This window comes from Nocardioides palaemonis (assembly GCF_018275325.1).
Lineage (GTDB): Bacteria > Actinomycetota > Actinomycetes > Propionibacteriales > Nocardioidaceae > Nocardioides > Nocardioides palaemonis.
The window spans coordinates 1,714,407-1,732,853 of sequence record NZ_JAGVQR010000001.1 but is presented as its reverse complement, the minus strand read 5'-3'; the positions used below and the strand labels follow the sequence as shown (position 1 = coordinate 1,732,853).

The following is an 18,447-nucleotide window of genomic DNA, read 5'->3' as shown; positions in this document are numbered from 1 at the left end:
CCCCCAGGCTGCACCCCACGAGAGGAACTGCGTTGACCGAGAAGTCCGCCCTGCCCGCCACCCTCGAGTGGGACGAGACCGACGCCTTGGCCGTCGACACCGCCCGCGTGCTGGCGATGGACTCGGTGCAGAAGGTCGGCAACGGCCACCCCGGCACCGCGATGAGCCTGGCTCCGGCCGCGTACCTGCTGTTCCAGAAGGTCATGCGCCACGACCCGGCCGACCCCGAGTGGATCGCGCGCGACCGCTTCGTGCTCTCGTGCGGCCACTCGAGCATCACCCTCTACACCCAGCTCTTCCTCGGCGGCTTCGGCCTCGAGCTCGACGACCTCAAGGCGCTGCGGACCTGGGGCTCGAAGACCCCCGGCCACCCCGAGCTCGGCCACACCGCCGGTGTCGAGGTCACCACCGGCCCGCTCGGCCAGGGCGTCGGCAACGCGGTCGGCATGGCGCTGTCCGGCCGGCGCGTCCACGGCATGCTCGACGCCGACGCCGCCCCGGGCGAGGGTCTCTTCGACCACCAGGTCTACGTCCTCGCCTCCGACGGCGACCTGCAGGAGGGCGTCAGCTCCGAGGCGAGCTCGATCGCCGGCACCCAGCAGCTCGGCAACCTCACCGTCATCTACGACCGCAACCGGATCTCGATCGAGGGCGACACCGACATCGCGTTCACCGAGGACGTCGCGAAGCGCTACGAGGCCTACGGCTGGCACGTCCAGACCGTCGACTGGACCAACGGCGGCACGGAGTACGTCGAGGACGTCCACGCCCTCTACGCCGCGATCCGCAAGGCCCACACCGTGACGGACCAGCCGTCGATGATCGTGCTCGACACCGTCATCGCCTGGCCCGCCCCCAACGCCCAGGGCACCGAGGCGGCCCACGGCAGCGCGCTCGGCGCCGACGAGGTCGCCGCGACCAAGAAGGTGCTCGGCTTCGACGCCGACCAGACCTTCGAGGTGCCGCCGGCGGTCCTCGAGCGCACCCGCGGCCTGCGCGAGCGGGGCGCCGCGTGGGGCGCGGAGTGGGACGAGGCGTACGCCGCCTGGTCCTCCGCCCACCCCGAGCAGGCCGAGCTCCTCCACCGGCTCAAGCGGCGCGAGATGCCGGCCGACCTGGCCGACGCGATCCCGACCTTCCCCGCCGACGAGAAGGGCGTCGCCACCCGCTCCGCGTCCGGCAAGGTGATCAACGCCCTCGCGCCGGTGCTGCCCGAGCTGTGGGGCGGCTCCGCCGACCTCGCCGGCTCCAACAACACCACGATCACCAGCGCCCCGTCCGTCGGCCCCGCCGTGGCGGAGGTCGGCGACTGGAGCACCGACCCCTACGCCGGCCGGGTGCTCCACTTCGGCATCCGCGAGCACGGCATGGGCGCGATCATGAACGGCATCGCGGCCGACCGCCTGACCCGCGTCTTCGGCGGCACCTTCCTCACCTTCTCCGACTACATGCGCGGCTCCGTGCGCGTGGCGGCGCTCAGCAAGCTGCCGGTCACCTACGTCTGGACCCACGACTCGATCGGCCTCGGCGAGGACGGCCCGACCCACCAGCCGATCGAGCACCTCGCCGCGCTGCGCGCGATGCCCGGCCTCGACGTCGTACGCCCCGCGGACGCCAACGAGACCGCGGCTGCCTGGCAGGCGATCCTCAGCCACACCGACCGTCCCGCGGCGCTCGCGCTGACCCGCCAGAACGTCCCGGTCTTCCCCCGGGGCGAGGACGGCTTCCAGAGCACCGAGGGCGTCGAGCGCGGGGCGTACGTCCTCGTCGACGCCGAGAAGGGCACGCCCGACGTGATCCTCGTCGCCACCGGCTCCGAGGTGCAGCTCGCCGTCCAGGCCCGCACCCTGCTGGCCGCCGACGGCATCGACGCGCGCGTCGTCTCGATGCCCTGCATGGAGTGGTTCGACGAGCAGGACGAGTCCTACCGCGACACCGTCCTGCCGCCCACCGTCAAGGCCCGCGTCTCGGTCGAGGCCGGCGTCAAGCAGGGCTGGCGCGAGGTCGTCGGCGACCAGGGCCGGATCGTCTCGATCGACCACTACGGCGCGTCAGCGGACTACGCCCGGATCTACGCCGAGTTCGGCATCACCGCCGAGGCCGTGGCCGACGCGGCACGCGACACCGTCGCCGTCGTCCAGGCCTGACCTTCAGCATCCCAACAGCCCCATCACAGGAGGCATGACATGAACGACCGTCTCAAGGCCCTGGCCGACGCCGGGGTGTCCATCTGGCTCGACGACCTGTCGCGCGAGCGGCTCGAGACCGGCAACCTCGCCGACCTCGTGCGCGACAGCAACGTCGTCGGCGTGACGTCCAACCCCGCGATCTTCCAGAGCGCGCTGGCCAAGGGCGAGCGCTACGACGCCCAGGTCCGCGAGCTCGCCGCCGAGGGCGCCGACGTCGACCGCGCCACCCTCGTCATCACCACCGACGACGTCCGCGAGGCGTGCAAGGTGATGCGTCCGACCTTCGACGCCACCGACGGCGTCGACGGCCGGGTCTCGATCGAGGTCTCGCCCGGCCTGGCCCACGACACCGAGCAGACCGTCGCCGAGGCCGCCGAGCTCTACAAGACCGTCGGCGAGCCCAACGTGATGATCAAGATCCCCGGCACCGAGGAGGGTTGGCCGGCGATCACCGAGACGATCGCCGCCGGGATCTCGGTCAACGTCACGCTGATCTTCGGCCTCGAGCAGTACAAGAACGTGATGGAGGCCTACGTCGCCGGTCTCGAGCAGGCGGCCGACAACGGCCACGAGCTGGCCGACATCCACTCCGTGGCCTCGTTCTTCGTATCGCGCGTCGACACCGAGATCGACAAGCGCCTCGACGCGACCACCGAGGGCCCCGGCACCGACGCCTCGCTCAAGGGCAAGGCCGGCGTCGCGAACGCCCGCCTGGCGTTCAAGATGTACGAGGAGTTCTTCTCCGGTCCCCGCTGGGAGGCACTGGAGGCCAAGGGTGCCCGCAAGCAGCGTCCGCTGTGGGCCTCGACGGGCGTCAAGAACCCCGACTACGACGACACGATGTACGTCGTCGACCTGGTCGTGGAGAACACCGTCAACACGATGCCCGAGGCCACCCTCGACGCAGTCGCCGACCACGGCGAGGTCCGCGGCGACCGGGTCCGCCCGTTCTACGCCGACGCCGAGGCCCACATGGCCGCGCTGGCCGAGGCCGGGATCGACTACGACGACGTGATCGACGTGCTCCTGAAGGAGGGCGTCGACAAGTTCGTCGTCGCCTGGGACGAGCTCCAGACCACGCTGGGCGCGTCGCTCGAGGCCGCACGCTCGTGAGCGTCGGGCCGGTGGATCCCACGTCCACGCCGGCCTGGGCGGAGCTGTCCGCAGTCGCGGACGGCTTCGCCCCCGACCTGCGCGGCTGGTTCGACGCTGATCCCGATCGCGTGGAGTCGCTCGCCCGTCGAGCAGGCGACCTGCACGTCGACCTGTCACGCACCTTCCTGCACGGCGACCTGCTCGACCACCTCCTCGCGCTCGCGGAGCAGACCCGCGTGCGGGAGCGCCGCGACGCGATGTTCGCCGGCGAGCACGTCAACCCCACCGAGGACCGCGCGGTGCTCCACACCGCCCTGCGGCTGCCCGCTGATGCGACGCTCGAGGTCGACGGGCAGGACGTGGTGCACGACGTGCACGAGGTGCTCGAGCGCGTCTACGCCTTCGCGGGGAAGGTCCGCTCCGGCGAGTGGACCGGCGTCACCGGCCGGCGGATCGAGACGGTGGTCAACATCGGTATCGGCGGCTCCGACCTCGGACCGGTGATGGCCTACGAGGCCCTCGCCCCCTACCGCCAGGCCGGGCTGACCTGCCGGTTCATCAGCAACATCGACCCGACCGACGCCGCGCAGTCGCTCGAGGGGCTCGACCCCGAGACGACCCTCTTCATCGTCTCGAGCAAGACCTTCGGCACGCTGGAGACCCTGACCAACGCCCGGCTGTGCCGGTCGTGGCTGCTCGACCACCTGCCCGAAGGCACCGACCGCGACGCCGCCGTTGCGCAGCACTTCGTCGCGGTGTCGACCGCGCTCGACAAGGTCGCCGACTTCGGCATCGACCCCGCCAACGCCTTCGGCTTCTGGGACTGGGTGGGCGGCCGCTACTCGATGGACTCCGCGATCGGCCTCTCCCTCGTGGTGGCGATCGGGCCCGAACGGTTCGCCGAGATGCTCGCAGGCTTCCACGCCATGGACGAGCACTTCCGCACGGCCGAGCCGGCGTCCAACGTGCCGCTGGTGCTCGGGATGCTCAACGTCTGGTACGCCACGTTCCTCGGCGCGCAGACCCACGCGGTCCTCCCCTACGCCCAGCAGCTGCACCGCTTCCCGGCCTACCTCCAGCAGCTGACGATGGAGTCGAACGGCAAGGGCGTGCGGTGGGACGGCACGCCGGTCACGACCGAGACCGGCGAGGTGTTCTGGGGCGAGCCCGGCACCAACGGCCAGCACGCCTTCTACCAGCTGATCCACCAGGGGACCCGGCTGGTCCCGGCCGACTTCATCGCGTTCGCCCAGCCGGCGTACCCGCTCACCGACGGGGACACGGACGTCCACGAGCTCTTCCTGGCCAACTTCCTCGCCCAGACCAGGGCCCTCGCCTTCGGCAAGACCGCCGACGAGGTGCGCGCGGAGGGCGTCGACGAGGCGCTGGTCAGCGCCCGTACCTTCCCCGGCAACCGGCCCACCCTGTCGGTCATGGCGCCGGCGCTGACGCCGTCGGTCCTCGGCCAGCTGGTCGCGCTCTACGAGCACACCACCTTCGTCCAGGGCGCCGTGTGGGGCATCGACAGCTTCGACCAGTGGGGTGTCGAGCTCGGCAAGCAGCTCGCCCAGCAGGTCACGCCCGCAATCGCCGGCGACGCCTCGGCGCTCGAGGAGCAGGACCGCGCCACGAGATCCCTCATCGCCTACTACCGGGAGCACCGCAGCCGATGACGACCTACACCAACCCGCTCCGCGACCCCGAGGACCGCAGGCTCCCCCGCATCGCCGGCCCGTGCGGCATGGTGCTCTTCGGCGTCACCGGCGACCTGTCGCGCAAGAAGATCATGCCGGCGATCTACGACCTCGCGAACCGCGGCCTGCTGCCACCCGGCTTCAGCCTCGTCGGCTTCGCCCGCCGCGACTGGGCCGACCAGGACTTCGCCCAGATCGTCCACGACGCGGTCCGCGAGCACGCCCGCACACCGTTCCGCGAGGAGGTCTGGAACCAGCTCTCCGAGGGGTTCCGCTTCGTCCCCGGCGACTTCGACGACGACGTCGCCTTCGACCAGCTGCGCCGCACCATCGAGGAGCTCGACCAGCTGCGCGGCACCGGCGGCAACATGGCGTTCTACCTCGCCATCCCGCCCGGCTTCTTCGGCAACGTCGTCGGCCAGCTCAAGGAGCACGGGCTCACCGACCACCGCCCCGACCAGTGGCGGCGCGTGGTCGTCGAGAAGCCGTTCGGCCACGACCTCGAGTCGGCGCGCGAGCTCAACGACATCCTGGGCGAGGTGTTCCCGTCCGGGTCGATCTTCCGCATCGACCACTACCTCGGCAAGGAGACGGTCCAGAACATCCTGGCGATGCGCTTCGCCAACAACATGTTCGAGCCGATCTGGAACGCCAACTACGTCGACCACGTGCAGATCACGATGGCCGAGGACATCGGCATCGGTGGCCGCGCCGGCTACTACGACGGCATCGGCGCCGCCCGCGACGTCATCCAGAACCACCTCCTCCAGCTGATGGCGCTGGTCGCGATGGAGGAGCCGATCGCCTTCGACGCCGAGAGCCTGCGGATCGAGAAGCAGAAGGTGCTCGCCTCCGCCCAGCTGCCGGCGCGCCTCGACCTGACGACCGCGCGCGGCCAGTACGCCCCCGGCTGGGCCGGCGGCGAGAAGGTCAACGGCTTCCTCGAGGAGGAGGGCATCAAGGCCACCTCCACCACCGAGACGTTCGCGGCGATCACCGTCAACGTCGAGACGCGTCGCTGGGCGGGCGTGCCGTTCTACCTCCGCACCGGCAAGCGCCTCGGTCGCCGGGTGACGGAGGTCGCGGTCGTGTTCAAGCGCGCCCCGCACCTGCCGTTCACCCAGACCGCCACCGAGGACCTCACCCACAACGCCCTCGTCATCCGCGTGCAGCCCGACGAGGGCATGACGATGCGGTTCGGGTCGAAGGTGCCGGGCACCGCGATGGAGATCCGCGACGTCAACATGGACTTCGCCTACGGCGGCTCCTTCACCGAGGCGAGCGCCGAGGCCTACGAGCGGCTGATCCTCGACGTGCTGCTCGGCGACCCGCCGCTCTTCCCGCGCCACGAGGAGGTCGAGCTGTCGTGGAAGATCCTCGACCCGGTCCTCGACTACTGGGCGCGCAAGGGCACGCCCGAGGCGTACGACTCCGGCACCTGGGGCCCCGCCTCCGCCGACGCGATGCTCGCCCGCGAGGGCCGCACGTGGAGGCGGCCATGACGACCACCCGCGAAGGAGCCCTCCGATGATCGAGCTCACCGACACCACGTCGGCCAAGATCGCCGCGGAGTTCGTGCGTGCCCGCACCCGCGCGGGCAGCCCGGCGATGGGCATGGTGATGACCCTGGTCATCGTCGCCCCCGAGGACGACGCCGCCGAGGCGATGCAGGCCGCCAAGCGCGCCTCGCGCGAGCACCCCTCCCGCGTCCTCGGCGTGATCCTCGGCGACGCCCGCGGCAGCGCCCACGTCAACGCACAGGTCGGCAGCGGCGACGGGTGGGGCGGCGAGACCGCCCTCATCCGGCTCAAGGGCGAGGTGGTCAAGCACGCCGAGTCCGTCGTGCTCCCGCTCCTGCTCCCCGACTCGCCGGTCGCGATCTGGTGGCCGACCCAGGCCCCGCACGACCCGGCCGGCGACCCGCTGGGAGCGCTGGCGCAGCGCCGGATCACCGACGCCGCCGCCGTCTCCCGCGGCAAGTCGACCGCGATGCTCAACCAGTGCCGCTCCTACGCCCCCGGCAACACCGACCTCGCCTGGACCCGTCTCACGCCGTGGCGCGCGCTGCTGGCGGCCGCGCTCGACCAGCACCCGCTCAAGGTCACCCACGCGAAGGTCACCGCCGAGAAGATCAGCCCGAGCGCCGACCTGTTGGTCGCCTGGCTGTGCGACCGGCTGAAGGTCGTCGTCGACCGCGGCACGTCCGCGGGGCCGGGCATCACCGAGGTCACCCTCGAGACCAAGGAGGGGCCGATCCGCATCGCCCGCAACGACGGCCGGCTGGCCACGTTCACCTCGCCGAACCGGCCCGACCGCCCGGTCGCGCTCAAGCGGCGCGAGGTCCCGGCCCTGCTCTCCGAGGAGCTGCGTCGCCTCGACGAGGACGACACCTACGCCGCGACCGCCGCCAAGCTGGTCCGCCTGCACGACGGGGCGAAGAAGTGAGCGGGGACGTGGAGGTCCGCCGCCACGACGACGCCGACCTGCTCGTGGGCGACGTCGCCTCGGCGCTCCTCGACCGGCTCGAGGCCGCGCAGGCGCGCGGCGAGGTGCCGCAGGTCGGGCTGACCGGCGGGACGATCGCCGACGCGCTCCACCGCGAGCTCGCCCGCCGCGCCGCCGACTCCTCCGTCGACTGGTCGCGCGTGGTCTTCTGGTGGGGCGACGAGCGCTTCGTCGAGGCCGCCTCGCCCGACCGCAACGCCCGCCAGGCGCGCGAGGCGCTGCTCGACCACGTCGGCGTCGACCCGGCCCACGTCCACGAGGTGCCGGCCAGCGACGAGGTCGCGACCGCCGAGGAGGCCGCGGAGGCGTACTCCTCCGCGATCCGCGAGCACGGCGCCGGCTTCTTCGAGGTGCTGTTGCTCGGCGTCGGCCCCGACGGCCACTGCGCCTCGCTCTTCCCCGGCCACCCCGCGCTGCACGCCACCGACGCGATCGCGGTCGCCGTGCACGACTCCCCCAAGCCACCGCCCGACCGGGTCACCCTCACCTTCGAGGCGATGGAGCGCTGCCGCGCCGTCTGGTTCATCGCGAGCGGCGAGGGCAAGGCCGAGGCCGTCGCCCGCGCGCTCGCCGACGAGGGCTCGCTCGAGGAGACCCCCGCCCGCGGCGTCCGCGGCGACGAGACCGTCTGGTGGCTGGACGAGGACGCCGCCTCCGCCCTCTGACCGCCGAGTCGGCGCGAGTGTCACGGCGTGCGTCGCCGAGTCGGCGCGAGTGTCACAGCGTGCGCCGCCGAGTCGGCGCGAGTGTCACGGCGTGCGCCGCCGAGTCGGCGCGAGTGTCACTGCGTGCCCCGCCGAGTCGGCGCGAACGTGTTCTCAGATGGCGCCCAGCCGGCGGGAGCGCCACGTCGGTCGCTGCGTATCCACAGGCCCGAGAACCGCATGACTGCTGCTGTCGATCGACGGGAAGACGTCGATCATGCAGCTGCACGCCTGGCTCGAGATGCCCTTTCTCGACGACACCTTTCCTTTGGCACTCGACGCGCCATTCACGTCGACCATGGCGAGGACCGCGGGCGTGCCGCGGCACTGGGTGTCCGCGCTGACGGAAGCTGGGCTCCTGCGCCACCCGATCCGCGGCTGCTTCCTGCCAGCCCAGGTGGTGGACGACACCGCGTCCCGTCTTGCGTGCCTGCGGCTGGTGGTCCCGGACGACGCGGTACTGGTCGACCGGCACGCGGGGTGGGCGCAGGGCGCGAACATGCTCCTCCTGCCCAACGAGCACCTGAACGCCCTGCCGATCTCGATGTACCTGCCCGCCGGACGAGGGCGGCTCCGCAATGATCTGTCCGACAGCGGTGAGCGTACGTTCCGACCCGACGACCTGATCGAGGTGGCCGGCGTGCGCATGACCACGCCGCTCCGGACCGCTCTCGACCTCGGTCGACAGCGCTGGCCCGAGCCAGCGCTGACCGCGCTCGATGCCCTGCACCGGCTCGGCGCGTTCACGGTCGAGGAGCTGATCGACTCGATCGACCAGTTCGCCGGCATGCGCTGGGTGAGGACGTTGCGCCTGGTCGCGCCGCACACCGACGGAAGGTCACAGTCCGGTGGTGAGACCGTCGTCCGATGGCGGTGGAAGCAACTGCTCGTGCCGCCGCCCGAGCCGCAGGTCGAGGTGCGGTCCGGCAGCAAGCTGGCCTTCATCGACGTCGGCAACGAGGCAGCCCGATTCGGAGTCGAGTTCCAGGGCCGTGAATGGCACACCGGCGAGGAGAACGAGGCCGACGACGCGTCCCGGTTCGAGTGGCTCGACCGGGACGCCGGCTGGGAGATCACACCCGTGTGGACCGCCGACGTCTACGGTCACAAGGCCAACCTCGACACCATCATCCAGGCCGGCTTCCGTCGGGCACGCGACCGGCGGCGGCAAGGGCTCGCCAGCTGAGCACATTCACGCCGACTCGACGTGTGCCCGCGTGACACTCGCGCCGACTCGGCGCGCGCCCGCGTGACATTCACGCCGACTCGACGCGTGCCTGCGTGACATTCACGCCAACTCGGCGCGCGCCCGCGTGACATTCACGCCGACTCGACGCGTGCCTGCGTGACACTCGCGCCGACTCGGCGCGCGCCCGCGTGACACTCGCGCCGACTCGGCGGGTCAGAAGATGATCTCGCCGGCCTTGCGACGGCTGCGCAGCAGCGCGACGGCCTCGTCGAGGATGTCGGCCGCCTCGGTCTCGCTGCGACGCTCCTTCACGTAGGCGAGGTGCGTCTTGTAGGGCTCGATCTTCGGCGCCGGCGGCGGGTTCTCGCTGTCGAGGCTGGCCGGCAGGCCGCACTTGGGGCAGTCCCACGACTCCGGCACGGCGGCCTCGATCGCGAAGGTCACCACCGAGCGGTGGTCATGACTGCAGAAGTAGGTGACCGTCTGCCGGGGCGCGGCCTCGCCGCGCTCGGCCTCACCCATCGGCCCCGCTCCGACCCGACTACCGCGGATCGCGTTTCCACCACCACCGGCCACGAGGACTCCTTCGGCTCACTTCACAGGGGGTTTGTTCAGTTGCCCTGGTAGGCCTTGAGCAGGCCCAGGGCGATGATGCAGGCAAACCAGATGATGCCGGTCCCGATCGTGAACCGGTCGAGGTTGCGCTCGGCCACCGACGATCCCCCCAGGCTGCTGGTGACGCCGCCGCCGAACATGTCGGACAGGCCGCCGCCGCGCCCCTTGTGGAGGAGCACCAGCAGGATCATGATCGCGCTCGTCGCAACGAGCAGGATGGTGAAGAGCAGAATCACGATGCGAAGCCTACGTCACGACCTGGGGGGACCGGTGAGCGGCCTCACAGCACCGGCATGTCGCGGAAGCGGCAGATGCCGCCGAACTCCTCGACCTGCAGGCTGGCACCGCCGACGAGGCATCCGTCGACGTCCGGCTTCTCCATGATGCCGGCCACGTTGGCCGCCTTCACCGAGCCGCCGTAGAGGATCCGCAGGCCGTCGGCGGCCGCGTCGCCGTGCACCTCGCGCACCCGCTCGCGGATCGCCGCGCAGACCTCCTGCGCGTCGTCCGGGGTGGCGACCTCACCGGTGCCGATCGCCCACACCGGCTCGTAGGCCACCACGAGGCCCGCGACCTGCTCGGCGGTGAAGCCGTCGAGCGAGCCGTCGACCTGCGTGAGCGTGAACGGGACGTGCTCCCCCGCCTGGCGCACGTCGAGGCCCTCACCGACGCACACGATCGGCGTCATGCCGGCCTGCAGCGTCTTGTGGGCCTTGGCGTTGACCAGCTCGTCGCTCTCCTGGTGGTACATCCGGCGCTCGGAGTGCCCGACGACGACGTAGGAGCAGCCGAGCTTGGCGAGCATCCCCGCGGAGATCTCGCCGGTGTAGGCCCCGCTGTCGTGCACCGAGACGTCCTGCGCGCCATAGCCCAACGACAGCCGGTCGCCGTCGACGAGCGTCTGCACCGACCGGAGGTCGGTGAAGGGCGGCACGACGACGACCTCGACGGCGCCGAAGTCGTGCTTCTTGTCCGACAGCGTCCAGGCGAGCTTCTGGACCAGCACCACCGCTTCCTGGTGGTTGAGGTTCATCTTCCAGTTGCCCGCCATCAGCGGGGTGCGTCCAGCGTTCGACGAAGTGGCCACGGGTCAGTCCCTCTCGAGTACGGCGATGCCCGGGAGCTCCTTGCCCTCCAGGAACTCCAGCGACGCGCCACCGCCGGTGGAGATGTGGCCGAAGGCGGCCTCGTCGAAGCCCAGCGTGCGGACGGCGGCGGCGGAGTCGCCACCACCGACCACCGACAGGCCGTCGACCTCGGTGAGCGCCTCGGCGACGGCGCGGGTGCCGTCGGCGAACGCACCGACCTCGAACACGCCCATCGGGCCGTTCCAGAACACGGTGCGGGCGTCGGCCAGCGCCGCGGCGAAGGCCGCGGCCGACTCGGGCCCGATGTCGAGGCCCAGCGCGTCGGCGGGGATCTCCCCCGACGCGACGACCCGCGGCTCCGGCTCGCGGTCGCCCGACGGGAACTCGGTGTCGACGACGACGTCGGTCGGCAGCAGGATCTCCACGCCGCGGTCCTCCGCCTCGCGGAGGTAGCGGGTGCAGGTGTCGAGCTGGTCGGCCTCGAGCAGGCTCTTGCCGACCTCGTGGCCCTGGGCCTTGAGGAAGGTGAACACCATGCCGCCGCCGATGAGCAGCTTGTCGGCCTTGTCGATCAGGTTGTCGATGACGCCGAGCTTGTCGGAGACCTTCGAACCGCCTAGCACGACCACGTAGGGCCGCTCGGGGTGCTCGGTGAGGCGGCGCAGCACGTCGACCTCGGTGGCCACGAGCCCACCCATCGCCGACGGCAGCCGCAGCGCGACGTCGTAGACGCTGGCCTGCTTGCGGTGCACCACGCCGAACCCGTCGGAGACGAAGGCGTCGGCGAGCTGCGCGAGCTGGTCGGCGAACGAGCCGCGCACCGCGTCGTCCTTGCTGGTCTCGCCGTCGTTGAAGCGGACGTTCTCCAGCAGCGCGACGTCGCCGTCGGCGAGGCCCGCGACGGTCTCGGAGGCGCTCGCCCCGACGGTGTCGGTGGCGAAGGCCACCGGCCGGCCGAGCAGCTCGGAGAGCCGCTCGGCCACCGGCCGCAGGGTGTACGCCGGGTCGGGCGCACCCTTCGGACGGCCCAGGTGGGCGGTGACGACCACCCGGGCCCCCGCCTCGGAGAGCCGACGGATGGTCGGGACGCTGGCGCGGATCCGGCCGTCGTCGGTGATGGTGGTGCCGTCGAGCGGGACGTTCAGGTCCGAGCGGACCAGGACGCGCTTGCCCGCCAGGTCACCCAGCGACTCGATGCCTGCAGTGTGGTCGGCCATCGGCTCAGAGCGACGAGCCGACGTGCGTGATCAGGTCGGCAAGGCGGTTGGAGTAGCCCCACTCGTTGTCGTACCAGCCGAGCACCTTGACCTGGTTGCCGATGACCTTGGTCAGCGGGGCGTCGAAGATGCAGGACGCCGGGTCGGTGACGATGTCGGTCGACACGATCGGGTCGGTCGAGAACTTCAGGAACCGGCCGTCGGCGGCCGCCTTGACGATCTCGTTGACCTCCTCCACCGAGGTCTCGCGCGAGGCCTCGAAGGTCAGGTCGGTGGCCGAGCCGGTCGGGACCGGGACGCGCATGGCGTAGCCGTCGAGCTTGCCCTTGAGCTCGGGCAGCACCAGGCCGATCGCCTTGGCCGCACCGGTCGAGGTGGGGACCATGTTGAGGGCGGCGGCGCGGGCGCGGCGCGGGTCCTTGTGGATGTTGTCCTGGAGGTTCTGGTCCGCGGTGTAGGCGTGGATCGTGGTCATCAGGCCCTTGGTGATGCCGAGGCCGTCGTTGAGCGCCTTGGCCATCGGCGCGAGGCAGTTGGTGGTGCACGACGCGTTGGAGATGACGGTGTGCTGGGCCGGGTCGTAGAGGTCGTGGTTGACGCCCATCACGATGGTGATGTCCTCGTTGGAGGCCGGCGCGGAGATGATGACCTTCTTGGCGCCTGCGTCGACGTGGGCCTTCGCCTTGGTCGCGTCGGTGAAGAAGCCGGTGGACTCGACGACGACGTCGACGCCCAGGTCGCCCCACGAGAGGTTGGCCGGGTCGCGCTCGGCGGAGACCGCGATCTTCTGGTCGCCGACCATGATCGAGGTGTCGTCGCTCGTCACGTCGGCGTCGAGGCGGCCGAGGATCGAGTCGTACTTGAGCAGGTGGGCGAGCGAGGCGTTGTCGGTCAGGTCGTTGACGCCGACGATCTCGATGTCGGCGCCCGAGGCGCGCACGGCCCGGAAGAAGTTGCGGCCGATGCGGCCGAAGCCGTTGATGCCTACGCGAACAGTCATGGGTGTGTGCCTCCTGGGTTGGGGGCCTTCGGTGACCCCGTGGACAGCCCTGGCCTTCGGTGACCAGCATCACCGACCCTATCGGGTGCCGGCGACGGTCCCGAGCGCGGTCTCCCGCGGTACGGACAGGTAACTTTGGAACGATCCAACGTCAGGACGAGCCTTCCGGGCCGGTGGTCTCGCCGGCAAGGGTCGAACGACCCGACGTGGGGCGAGACGCCGTGGTCAGCCCTCGTCCGCGAGCATCTCCGGGGTTAGCGACGCCTCGGTGTCGGGGATGCCGAGCTCCTCGGCCCGCTTGTCGGCCATCGCCAGCAGGCGGCGGATCCGCCCGGCGATGGCGTCCTTGGTGAGCACCGGGTCGTGCAGCTGGCCGAGCTCCTCGAGCGAGGCCTGCTTGTGCTCGAGGCGCAGGTGGCCGGCCTGGCGCAGGTGGTCGGGGATCTCCTCGCCGAGGATCTCCAGCGCGCGCTCGACGCGGGCGCCGGCGGCGACGGCGGCGCGGGCGGAGCGGCGCAGGTTGGCGTCGTCGAAGTTGGCGAGCCGGTTGGCGGTGGCGCGGACCTCGCGCCGCATCCGCCGCTCCTCCCACGCCATCAGCGACTCGTGCGCCCCGAGTCGGGTGAGCAGCGCGCCGATCGCGTCGCCGTCGCGGATCACGACCCGGTCGATGCCGCGGACCTCGCGGGCCTTGGCCGAGATGCCGAGCCGGCGGGCGACCCCGACGATCGCGAGTGCGGCCTCCGGGCCGGGGCAGGTGATCTCGAGCGAGGACGAACGGCCGGGCTCGGTGAGCGACCCGTGGGCGAGGAACGCGCCGCGCCACGCCGCGACGGCGTCGCAGCCGCCGCCGCTGACGACGGCGGGCGGCAGGCCGCGCACCGGGCGGCCGCGCTGGTCGAGCAGCCCGGTCTGGCGCGCGAGCGCCTCGCCGTCCTTGGTCACCCGGACGATGTAGCGGCTGCCCTTGCGGATGCCGTTGCCCTGCACCATGACGACGTCGGAGGTGTGCCCGTAGACCTCGGAGATGTCCTTGCGCAGCCGGCGCGCGGCCGCTCCGGTGTCGAGCTCGGCCTCGACGACGATCCGTCCGCTGACGATGTGGAGACCGCCCGCGAAGCGCAGCATCGAGGCGACCTCGGCCTTGCGGCAGCAGGTCTTGGTGATCTGGGTGGAGGCGAGCTCTGCCTTCACCTGTGCCGTCATAGCCATGGCCCGAATCCTGCCATGGAGGTCAACGACCCTCAGCGCCCAAGTCGCCGGGCCGCGGCCCCGGCGTGACTCAGGCCTCGTCGACGATCCGGCGGAACGCGTCGGCGAGCCGGTCGGGGTCGTGGTGGGGCTCCCCCGCGACGCACACGTCGGCCACGACGAGGCGTGCGCCACGGTCCGCGACGACCTTCTCGAGCTGCTCGCGGTCGTCCCCGAGGGACGTGGCGTCGGCCAGCACCGTGTGGACGGTGAGGTCGGGGACGTGCTCGTAGAGCGCGGCGAGGTGGTCCTCGGGCCCGAACCCGGTGGTCTCCCCCGGCTGGGCCTCGAGGTTGAGCACCACCACGAGCCGCGCACTGGTCTCGGCGAGGGCACGGCGCAGGCCCGGCACCATGAGGTGCGGGATCACGGAGGTGAACCACGAGCCCGGGCCGAGCACCACCCACTCCGCGGCGAGGATCGCCTCGACCGCCTCGGGGCACGCCTGCGGGTCCTCGGGCACCAGCGCGACGGACTCGATCTGCCCGGCGGCCGTCGCCACCTCGACCTGGCCCTGCACCACCTCGACCCGCGTCGGGTCGTCGGGGTCGCCGCCCCGCACCCGCGCGGTGATGTCCATCGGGGTCGTCGCCATCGGGAGCACCCGGCCGTGGGCCCCGAGCAGGCGGCCGACCCAGTCGAGGGCGCGTACGTGGTCGCCCATCAGCTCCCAGAGCGACACGATGAGCAGGTTGCCGACGACGTGGCCGTTCATCTCGCCGTCGCCGGCGAAGCGGTGCTGGACCACGTCGGCCCAGGTGCGGCCCCACTCGTCGTCGCCGCAGAGCGCGGCCAGCGCCATCCGCAGGTCGCCGGGCGGGAGCACCCCGAACTCGCCGCGGAGTCGGCCGGACGAGCCGCCGTTGTCGGCGACGGTCACGATCGCGGTGAGGTCGTCGATGGTGAGGTCGTCGTGCAGGCGGCGCAGCGCCGACAACGTCGCCGCCAGCCCGTGCCCGCCGCCGAGGGCGACCGCGGCCTGCGCGGTCTCGCGGGCCACGTCACTCCCTGCCGAGGTCGCGGTGCGCCGTGCTGACGTCGTGGCCTGCCTCGCGCAGCAGGCCCGCGATCGCCTCGGTCATCGCCACGCTGCGGTGCTTGCCGCCGGTGCAGCCGACGGCCACCTGCATGAACCGCTTGCCCTCGACGAGGTAGCCCTCGGCGACGGTGCGGAGCACGGGGAGGTACTGGTCGAGGAACTGGCCGGCGCCGGGCTGGGACAGGACGTAGGCCGCGACGTCGGGGTCGCGGCCGTTCTGCGGGCGCAGCTCGGGGATCCAGTGGGGGTTGGGGAGGAAGCGCATGTCGGCCACCCAGTCGGCGTCGACGGGGATGCCGTACTTGAAGCCGAAGCTGATCACGGTGACCTTGAGGCGGGTGTGGGCCTCGGTGCCGAAGAGCCCGGCGATCCGGTCCTGGAGCTGGTGGACGTTGAAGTTGGAGGTGTCGAGGAGGACGTCGGCATCGCCGCGGATGTCGGCCATCACCTCGCGCTCGCGGCGCAGCCCGTGGAGCAGCCGCCCGCCGGCCTGCAGCGGGTGGGGTCGCCGCGCCGCCTCCTGGCGCCGCACCAGCACGTCGTCGGTGGCCTCGAGGAACAGCAGCGTCGTCGGGCGTCCGGTGACCTGCTGGTGCCGGTTGGCCTGGAGGGAGTCGAAGAACGAGCCCGAGCGCACGTCGACCACGACCGCGATCGGCTGGGTGATGCCGCGGCTGTCGTCGACGAGGCGCACGACGTCGCGCACCAGCGTCGGCGGGAGGTTGTCGACGACGAAGTAGCCGAGGTCCTCGAGCTCCTTGGCGGCGGTGCTGCGACCGGCGCCGGTCATGCCGGTGACGATCACCAGCTCGCCGGGGGTCGGCTCGCTCACGTGGGACATGACCTAGTCCTCCTCCAGGATCTCGCCGGTCGCGGTGTTGACGACCGGCGCGGTGGCTGCAGTCTTGCGGCTCGCGTCGCCCTTCGCGACCGCGTCCTTGATGGCGCTGGCGGTGCGGGGCCCGATGCCGGGCACGAGCGCGATGTCCTCGACCTCGGCCTCGCGGAGCTTCTTCAGCGAGCCGAAGTGCTTGAGGAGGGTCTTGCGCCGCACCTCGCCGAGCCCGGGCACGTCGTCGAGCATGCTCTCCACCATCGACTTCGAGCGTCGGTTGCGGTGGTGGGTGATCGCGAACCGGTGGGCCTCGTCGCGGATCCGCTGGAGCAGGTAGAGGCCCTCGCTGGTGCGGGCCATGATCACGGGGTCCTCCTCGTCGGGCAGCCACACCTCCTCGAGCCGCTTGGCCAGCCCGCAGACGGGGATGTCGTCCATGCCGAGCTCGGCGAGCGCCTGCTGGGCGGCCGCGACCTGCGGCGGCCCGCCGTCGACGACGACCAGCGAGGGGGCGTACGCGAACTTGCGCGGGCGGCCCGTCTCCGGATCGACGAGCATCGGACCGGAGTCGGTCGAGACCGTCTCGCTCCTGCCCTGCTCGTCCTGGAGCCGCTTGAACCGACGGGTGATCACCTCGTGCATCGAGGCGACGTCGTTCTGCCCGTCGACCCCGCGGATCACGAACCGGCGGTACTCCGACTTGCGGGCCAGGCCGTCCTCGAAGACCACCATCGAGGCGACCACCTCGGTGCCCTGGAGGTTGGAGACGTCGTAGCACTCGATGCGCAACGGGACCTCGTCGAGCGACAGCGCCTGCTGGATCTCTTCGAGCGCGCGGTTGCGGGTGGTGAGGTCACTCGCCCGCTTGGTCTTGTGGAGCGCGAGCGCCTGGGCGGCGTTGGACGCGACCGTCTCCTGCAGGTCGCGCTTGTCGCCGCGCTGCGGGACGCGGATCGCGACCTTGCTGCCGCGACGCTCCCCCAGCAGCTCCTCGAGCACGTCGTGGTCCGGCGGCAGCGCGGGGACGAGCACCTCGCGCGGGATCGAGTCCTGCCCCTCATCAGCACCGACGCCACCGTAGAGCTGGAGCAGGAAGTCCTGGACCAGCTCGGGCGTGCCGCCCTCGTCGGTGCGGTCGGCGACCCACCCGCGCTGGCCGCGGATCCGGCCGCCGCGGACGTAGAAGATCTGCACCGCGACCTCGAGCGGGTCCTCGGCGAGCGCGATCACGTCGGCGTCGGTGCCGTCGCCCAGCACCACCGCCTGCTTCTCCAGCGCCTTGGTCAGCGCGCCGAGGTCGTCGCGCAGCCGGGCCGCCTTCTCGAAGTCGAGCGCCTCGGAGGCGGCGTACATCTCCTTCTCGATGCGGCGGGTGAAGGCCGCGGTGTTGCCGGCCATGAAGTCGCAGAAGTCGTCGACGATCTCGCGGTGCTGCTCCGGGGTGACCGAGCCGACGCAGGGCGCGGAGCACTTGTCGATGTAGCCCAGCAGGCAGGGCCGGCCGATCTGCGACGACCGCTTGAACACGCCGTTGCTGCACGAGCGCATCGGGAACACCCGCAGCAGCAGGTCGACGGTCTCGCGGATCGCCCACGCGTGGCTGTAGGGGCCGAAGTAGCGCGTGCCCCTGCGCTTGGCGCCGCGTCCGACCATCACCCGGGGGAACTCCTCGCCCACGGTGACGGCGAGCCACGGGTACGACTTGTCGTCGCGGTACTTCACGTTGAAGCGGGGGTCGAACTCCTTGATCCAGCTGTACTCCAGCTGGAGCGCCTCGACCTCGGTGTCGACGACCGTCCACTCGACGCTCGCCCCGGTGGTGACCATCGTCGCGGTGCGCGGGTGGAGGTTGCCGATGTCCTGGAAGTACGACGACAGCCGCGGGCGCAGGCTCTTGGCCTTGCCGACGTAGATCACGCGGCCCTTGGCGTCGCGGAAGCGGTAGACCCCCGGCTTGGTCGGGATCGACCCGGGCGCGGGTCGGTAGGAGCTCGGCGTGGCCACCGGACAACCCTACGGGCGACCC

Annotated in this window: 16 protein-coding genes; 7 read left to right on the top strand and 9 right to left on the bottom strand. The window is 71.6% G+C overall.

The genetic code is table 11. The features are described from left to right. Positions 1-32 precede the first annotated feature (32 nt). From tkt to KDN32_RS08465, 7 genes are all read left to right on the top strand, one after another. Entirely contained in the window at positions 33-2,147 is a 2,115-nt protein-coding gene (gene tkt, locus KDN32_RS08495) for a transketolase (protein WP_211731576.1), read from the top strand. 39 nt (positions 2,148-2,186) lie between these two features. Next, positions 2,187-3,302 (top strand): transaldolase, encoded by a 1,116-nt coding sequence (tal, locus tag KDN32_RS08490; protein WP_211731575.1) that lies wholly within the window; start codon positions 2,187-2,189, stop codon positions 3,300-3,302. Continuing rightward, positions 3,299-4,957, top strand: a complete 1,659-nt coding sequence (pgi, locus tag KDN32_RS08485) for a glucose-6-phosphate isomerase (RefSeq protein ID WP_211731574.1) — start codon at positions 3,299-3,301, stop codon at positions 4,955-4,957. The genes tal and pgi overlap by 4 nt, the downstream gene beginning before the upstream one ends. Further along, entirely contained in the window at positions 4,954-6,480 is a 1,527-nt protein-coding gene (zwf, locus tag KDN32_RS08480; RefSeq protein WP_211731573.1) for a glucose-6-phosphate dehydrogenase, read from the top strand. The genes pgi and zwf overlap by 4 nt, the downstream gene beginning before the upstream one ends. A gap of 25 nt (positions 6,481-6,505) precedes the next feature. Further along, positions 6,506-7,423, top strand: coding sequence for a glucose-6-phosphate dehydrogenase assembly protein OpcA (locus KDN32_RS08475; RefSeq protein WP_211731572.1), 918 nt, complete (start codon positions 6,506-6,508; stop codon positions 7,421-7,423). Continuing rightward, the gene (gene pgl / locus KDN32_RS08470; RefSeq protein ID WP_211731571.1) at positions 7,420-8,148 is read left to right on the top strand and encodes a 6-phosphogluconolactonase; all 729 of its coding nucleotides are present in this window, start codon (positions 7,420-7,422) and stop codon (positions 8,146-8,148) included. Before KDN32_RS08475 ends, pgl begins: the two co-directional genes overlap by 4 nt. Before the next feature lie 256 nt (positions 8,149-8,404). Continuing rightward, on the top strand, positions 8,405-9,373 hold the full coding sequence (locus KDN32_RS08465; protein WP_211731570.1) for a putative endonuclease domain-containing protein: 969 nt from the start codon (positions 8,405-8,407) through the stop codon (positions 9,371-9,373). A gap of 216 nt (positions 9,374-9,589) precedes the next feature. On the opposite strand, the gene KDN32_RS08460 is transcribed toward KDN32_RS08465, so the two are convergent. The 9 genes from KDN32_RS08460 to uvrC form a co-directional block, all read right to left on the bottom strand. Then, positions 9,590-9,952 (bottom strand): RNA polymerase-binding protein RbpA, encoded by a 363-nt coding sequence (locus tag KDN32_RS08460; RefSeq protein WP_210437648.1) that lies wholly within the window; start codon positions 9,950-9,952, stop codon positions 9,590-9,592. 35 nt (positions 9,953-9,987) lie between these two features. Beyond that, positions 9,988-10,227 (bottom strand): preprotein translocase subunit SecG, encoded by a 240-nt coding sequence (secG, locus tag KDN32_RS08455; protein WP_211731569.1) that lies wholly within the window; start codon positions 10,225-10,227, stop codon positions 9,988-9,990. A 44-nt stretch (positions 10,228-10,271) separates the two neighbouring features. After that, positions 10,272-11,042 carry a triose-phosphate isomerase gene (gene tpiA, locus KDN32_RS08450; protein WP_211732444.1) on the bottom strand — a complete coding sequence of 257 codons (771 nt, stop codon included), beginning with the start codon at positions 11,040-11,042 and terminating at the stop codon, positions 10,272-10,274. Between the two features lie 39 nt (positions 11,043-11,081). Then, positions 11,082-12,296 (bottom strand): phosphoglycerate kinase, encoded by a 1,215-nt coding sequence (locus KDN32_RS08445; RefSeq protein ID WP_211731568.1) that lies wholly within the window; start codon positions 12,294-12,296, stop codon positions 11,082-11,084. Positions 12,297-12,300: 4 nt separating this feature from the next. Further along, positions 12,301-13,296, bottom strand: coding sequence for a type I glyceraldehyde-3-phosphate dehydrogenase (gene gap / locus KDN32_RS08440; RefSeq protein ID WP_211731567.1), 996 nt, complete (start codon positions 13,294-13,296; stop codon positions 12,301-12,303). A 225-nt stretch (positions 13,297-13,521) separates the two neighbouring features. Further along, complete coding sequence (gene whiA / locus KDN32_RS08435) at positions 13,522-14,508, bottom strand: DNA-binding protein WhiA (protein ID WP_211731566.1); 987 nt, start codon at positions 14,506-14,508, stop codon at positions 13,522-13,524. Between the two features lie 70 nt (positions 14,509-14,578). Then, a complete protein-coding gene (locus KDN32_RS08430; protein ID WP_211731565.1) occupies positions 14,579-15,547 on the bottom strand; it encodes a gluconeogenesis factor YvcK family protein in 969 nt (322 codons plus the stop codon). 1 nt (position 15,548) lies between these two features. After that, positions 15,549-16,427, bottom strand: coding sequence for an RNase adapter RapZ (rapZ, locus tag KDN32_RS08425; protein ID WP_211731564.1), 879 nt, complete (start codon positions 16,425-16,427; stop codon positions 15,549-15,551). Between the two features lie 3 nt (positions 16,428-16,430). Then, positions 16,431-18,425, bottom strand: coding sequence for an excinuclease ABC subunit UvrC (uvrC, locus tag KDN32_RS08420; protein WP_211731563.1), 1,995 nt, complete (start codon positions 18,423-18,425; stop codon positions 16,431-16,433). Between the last annotated feature and the right edge of the window lie 22 nt (positions 18,426-18,447).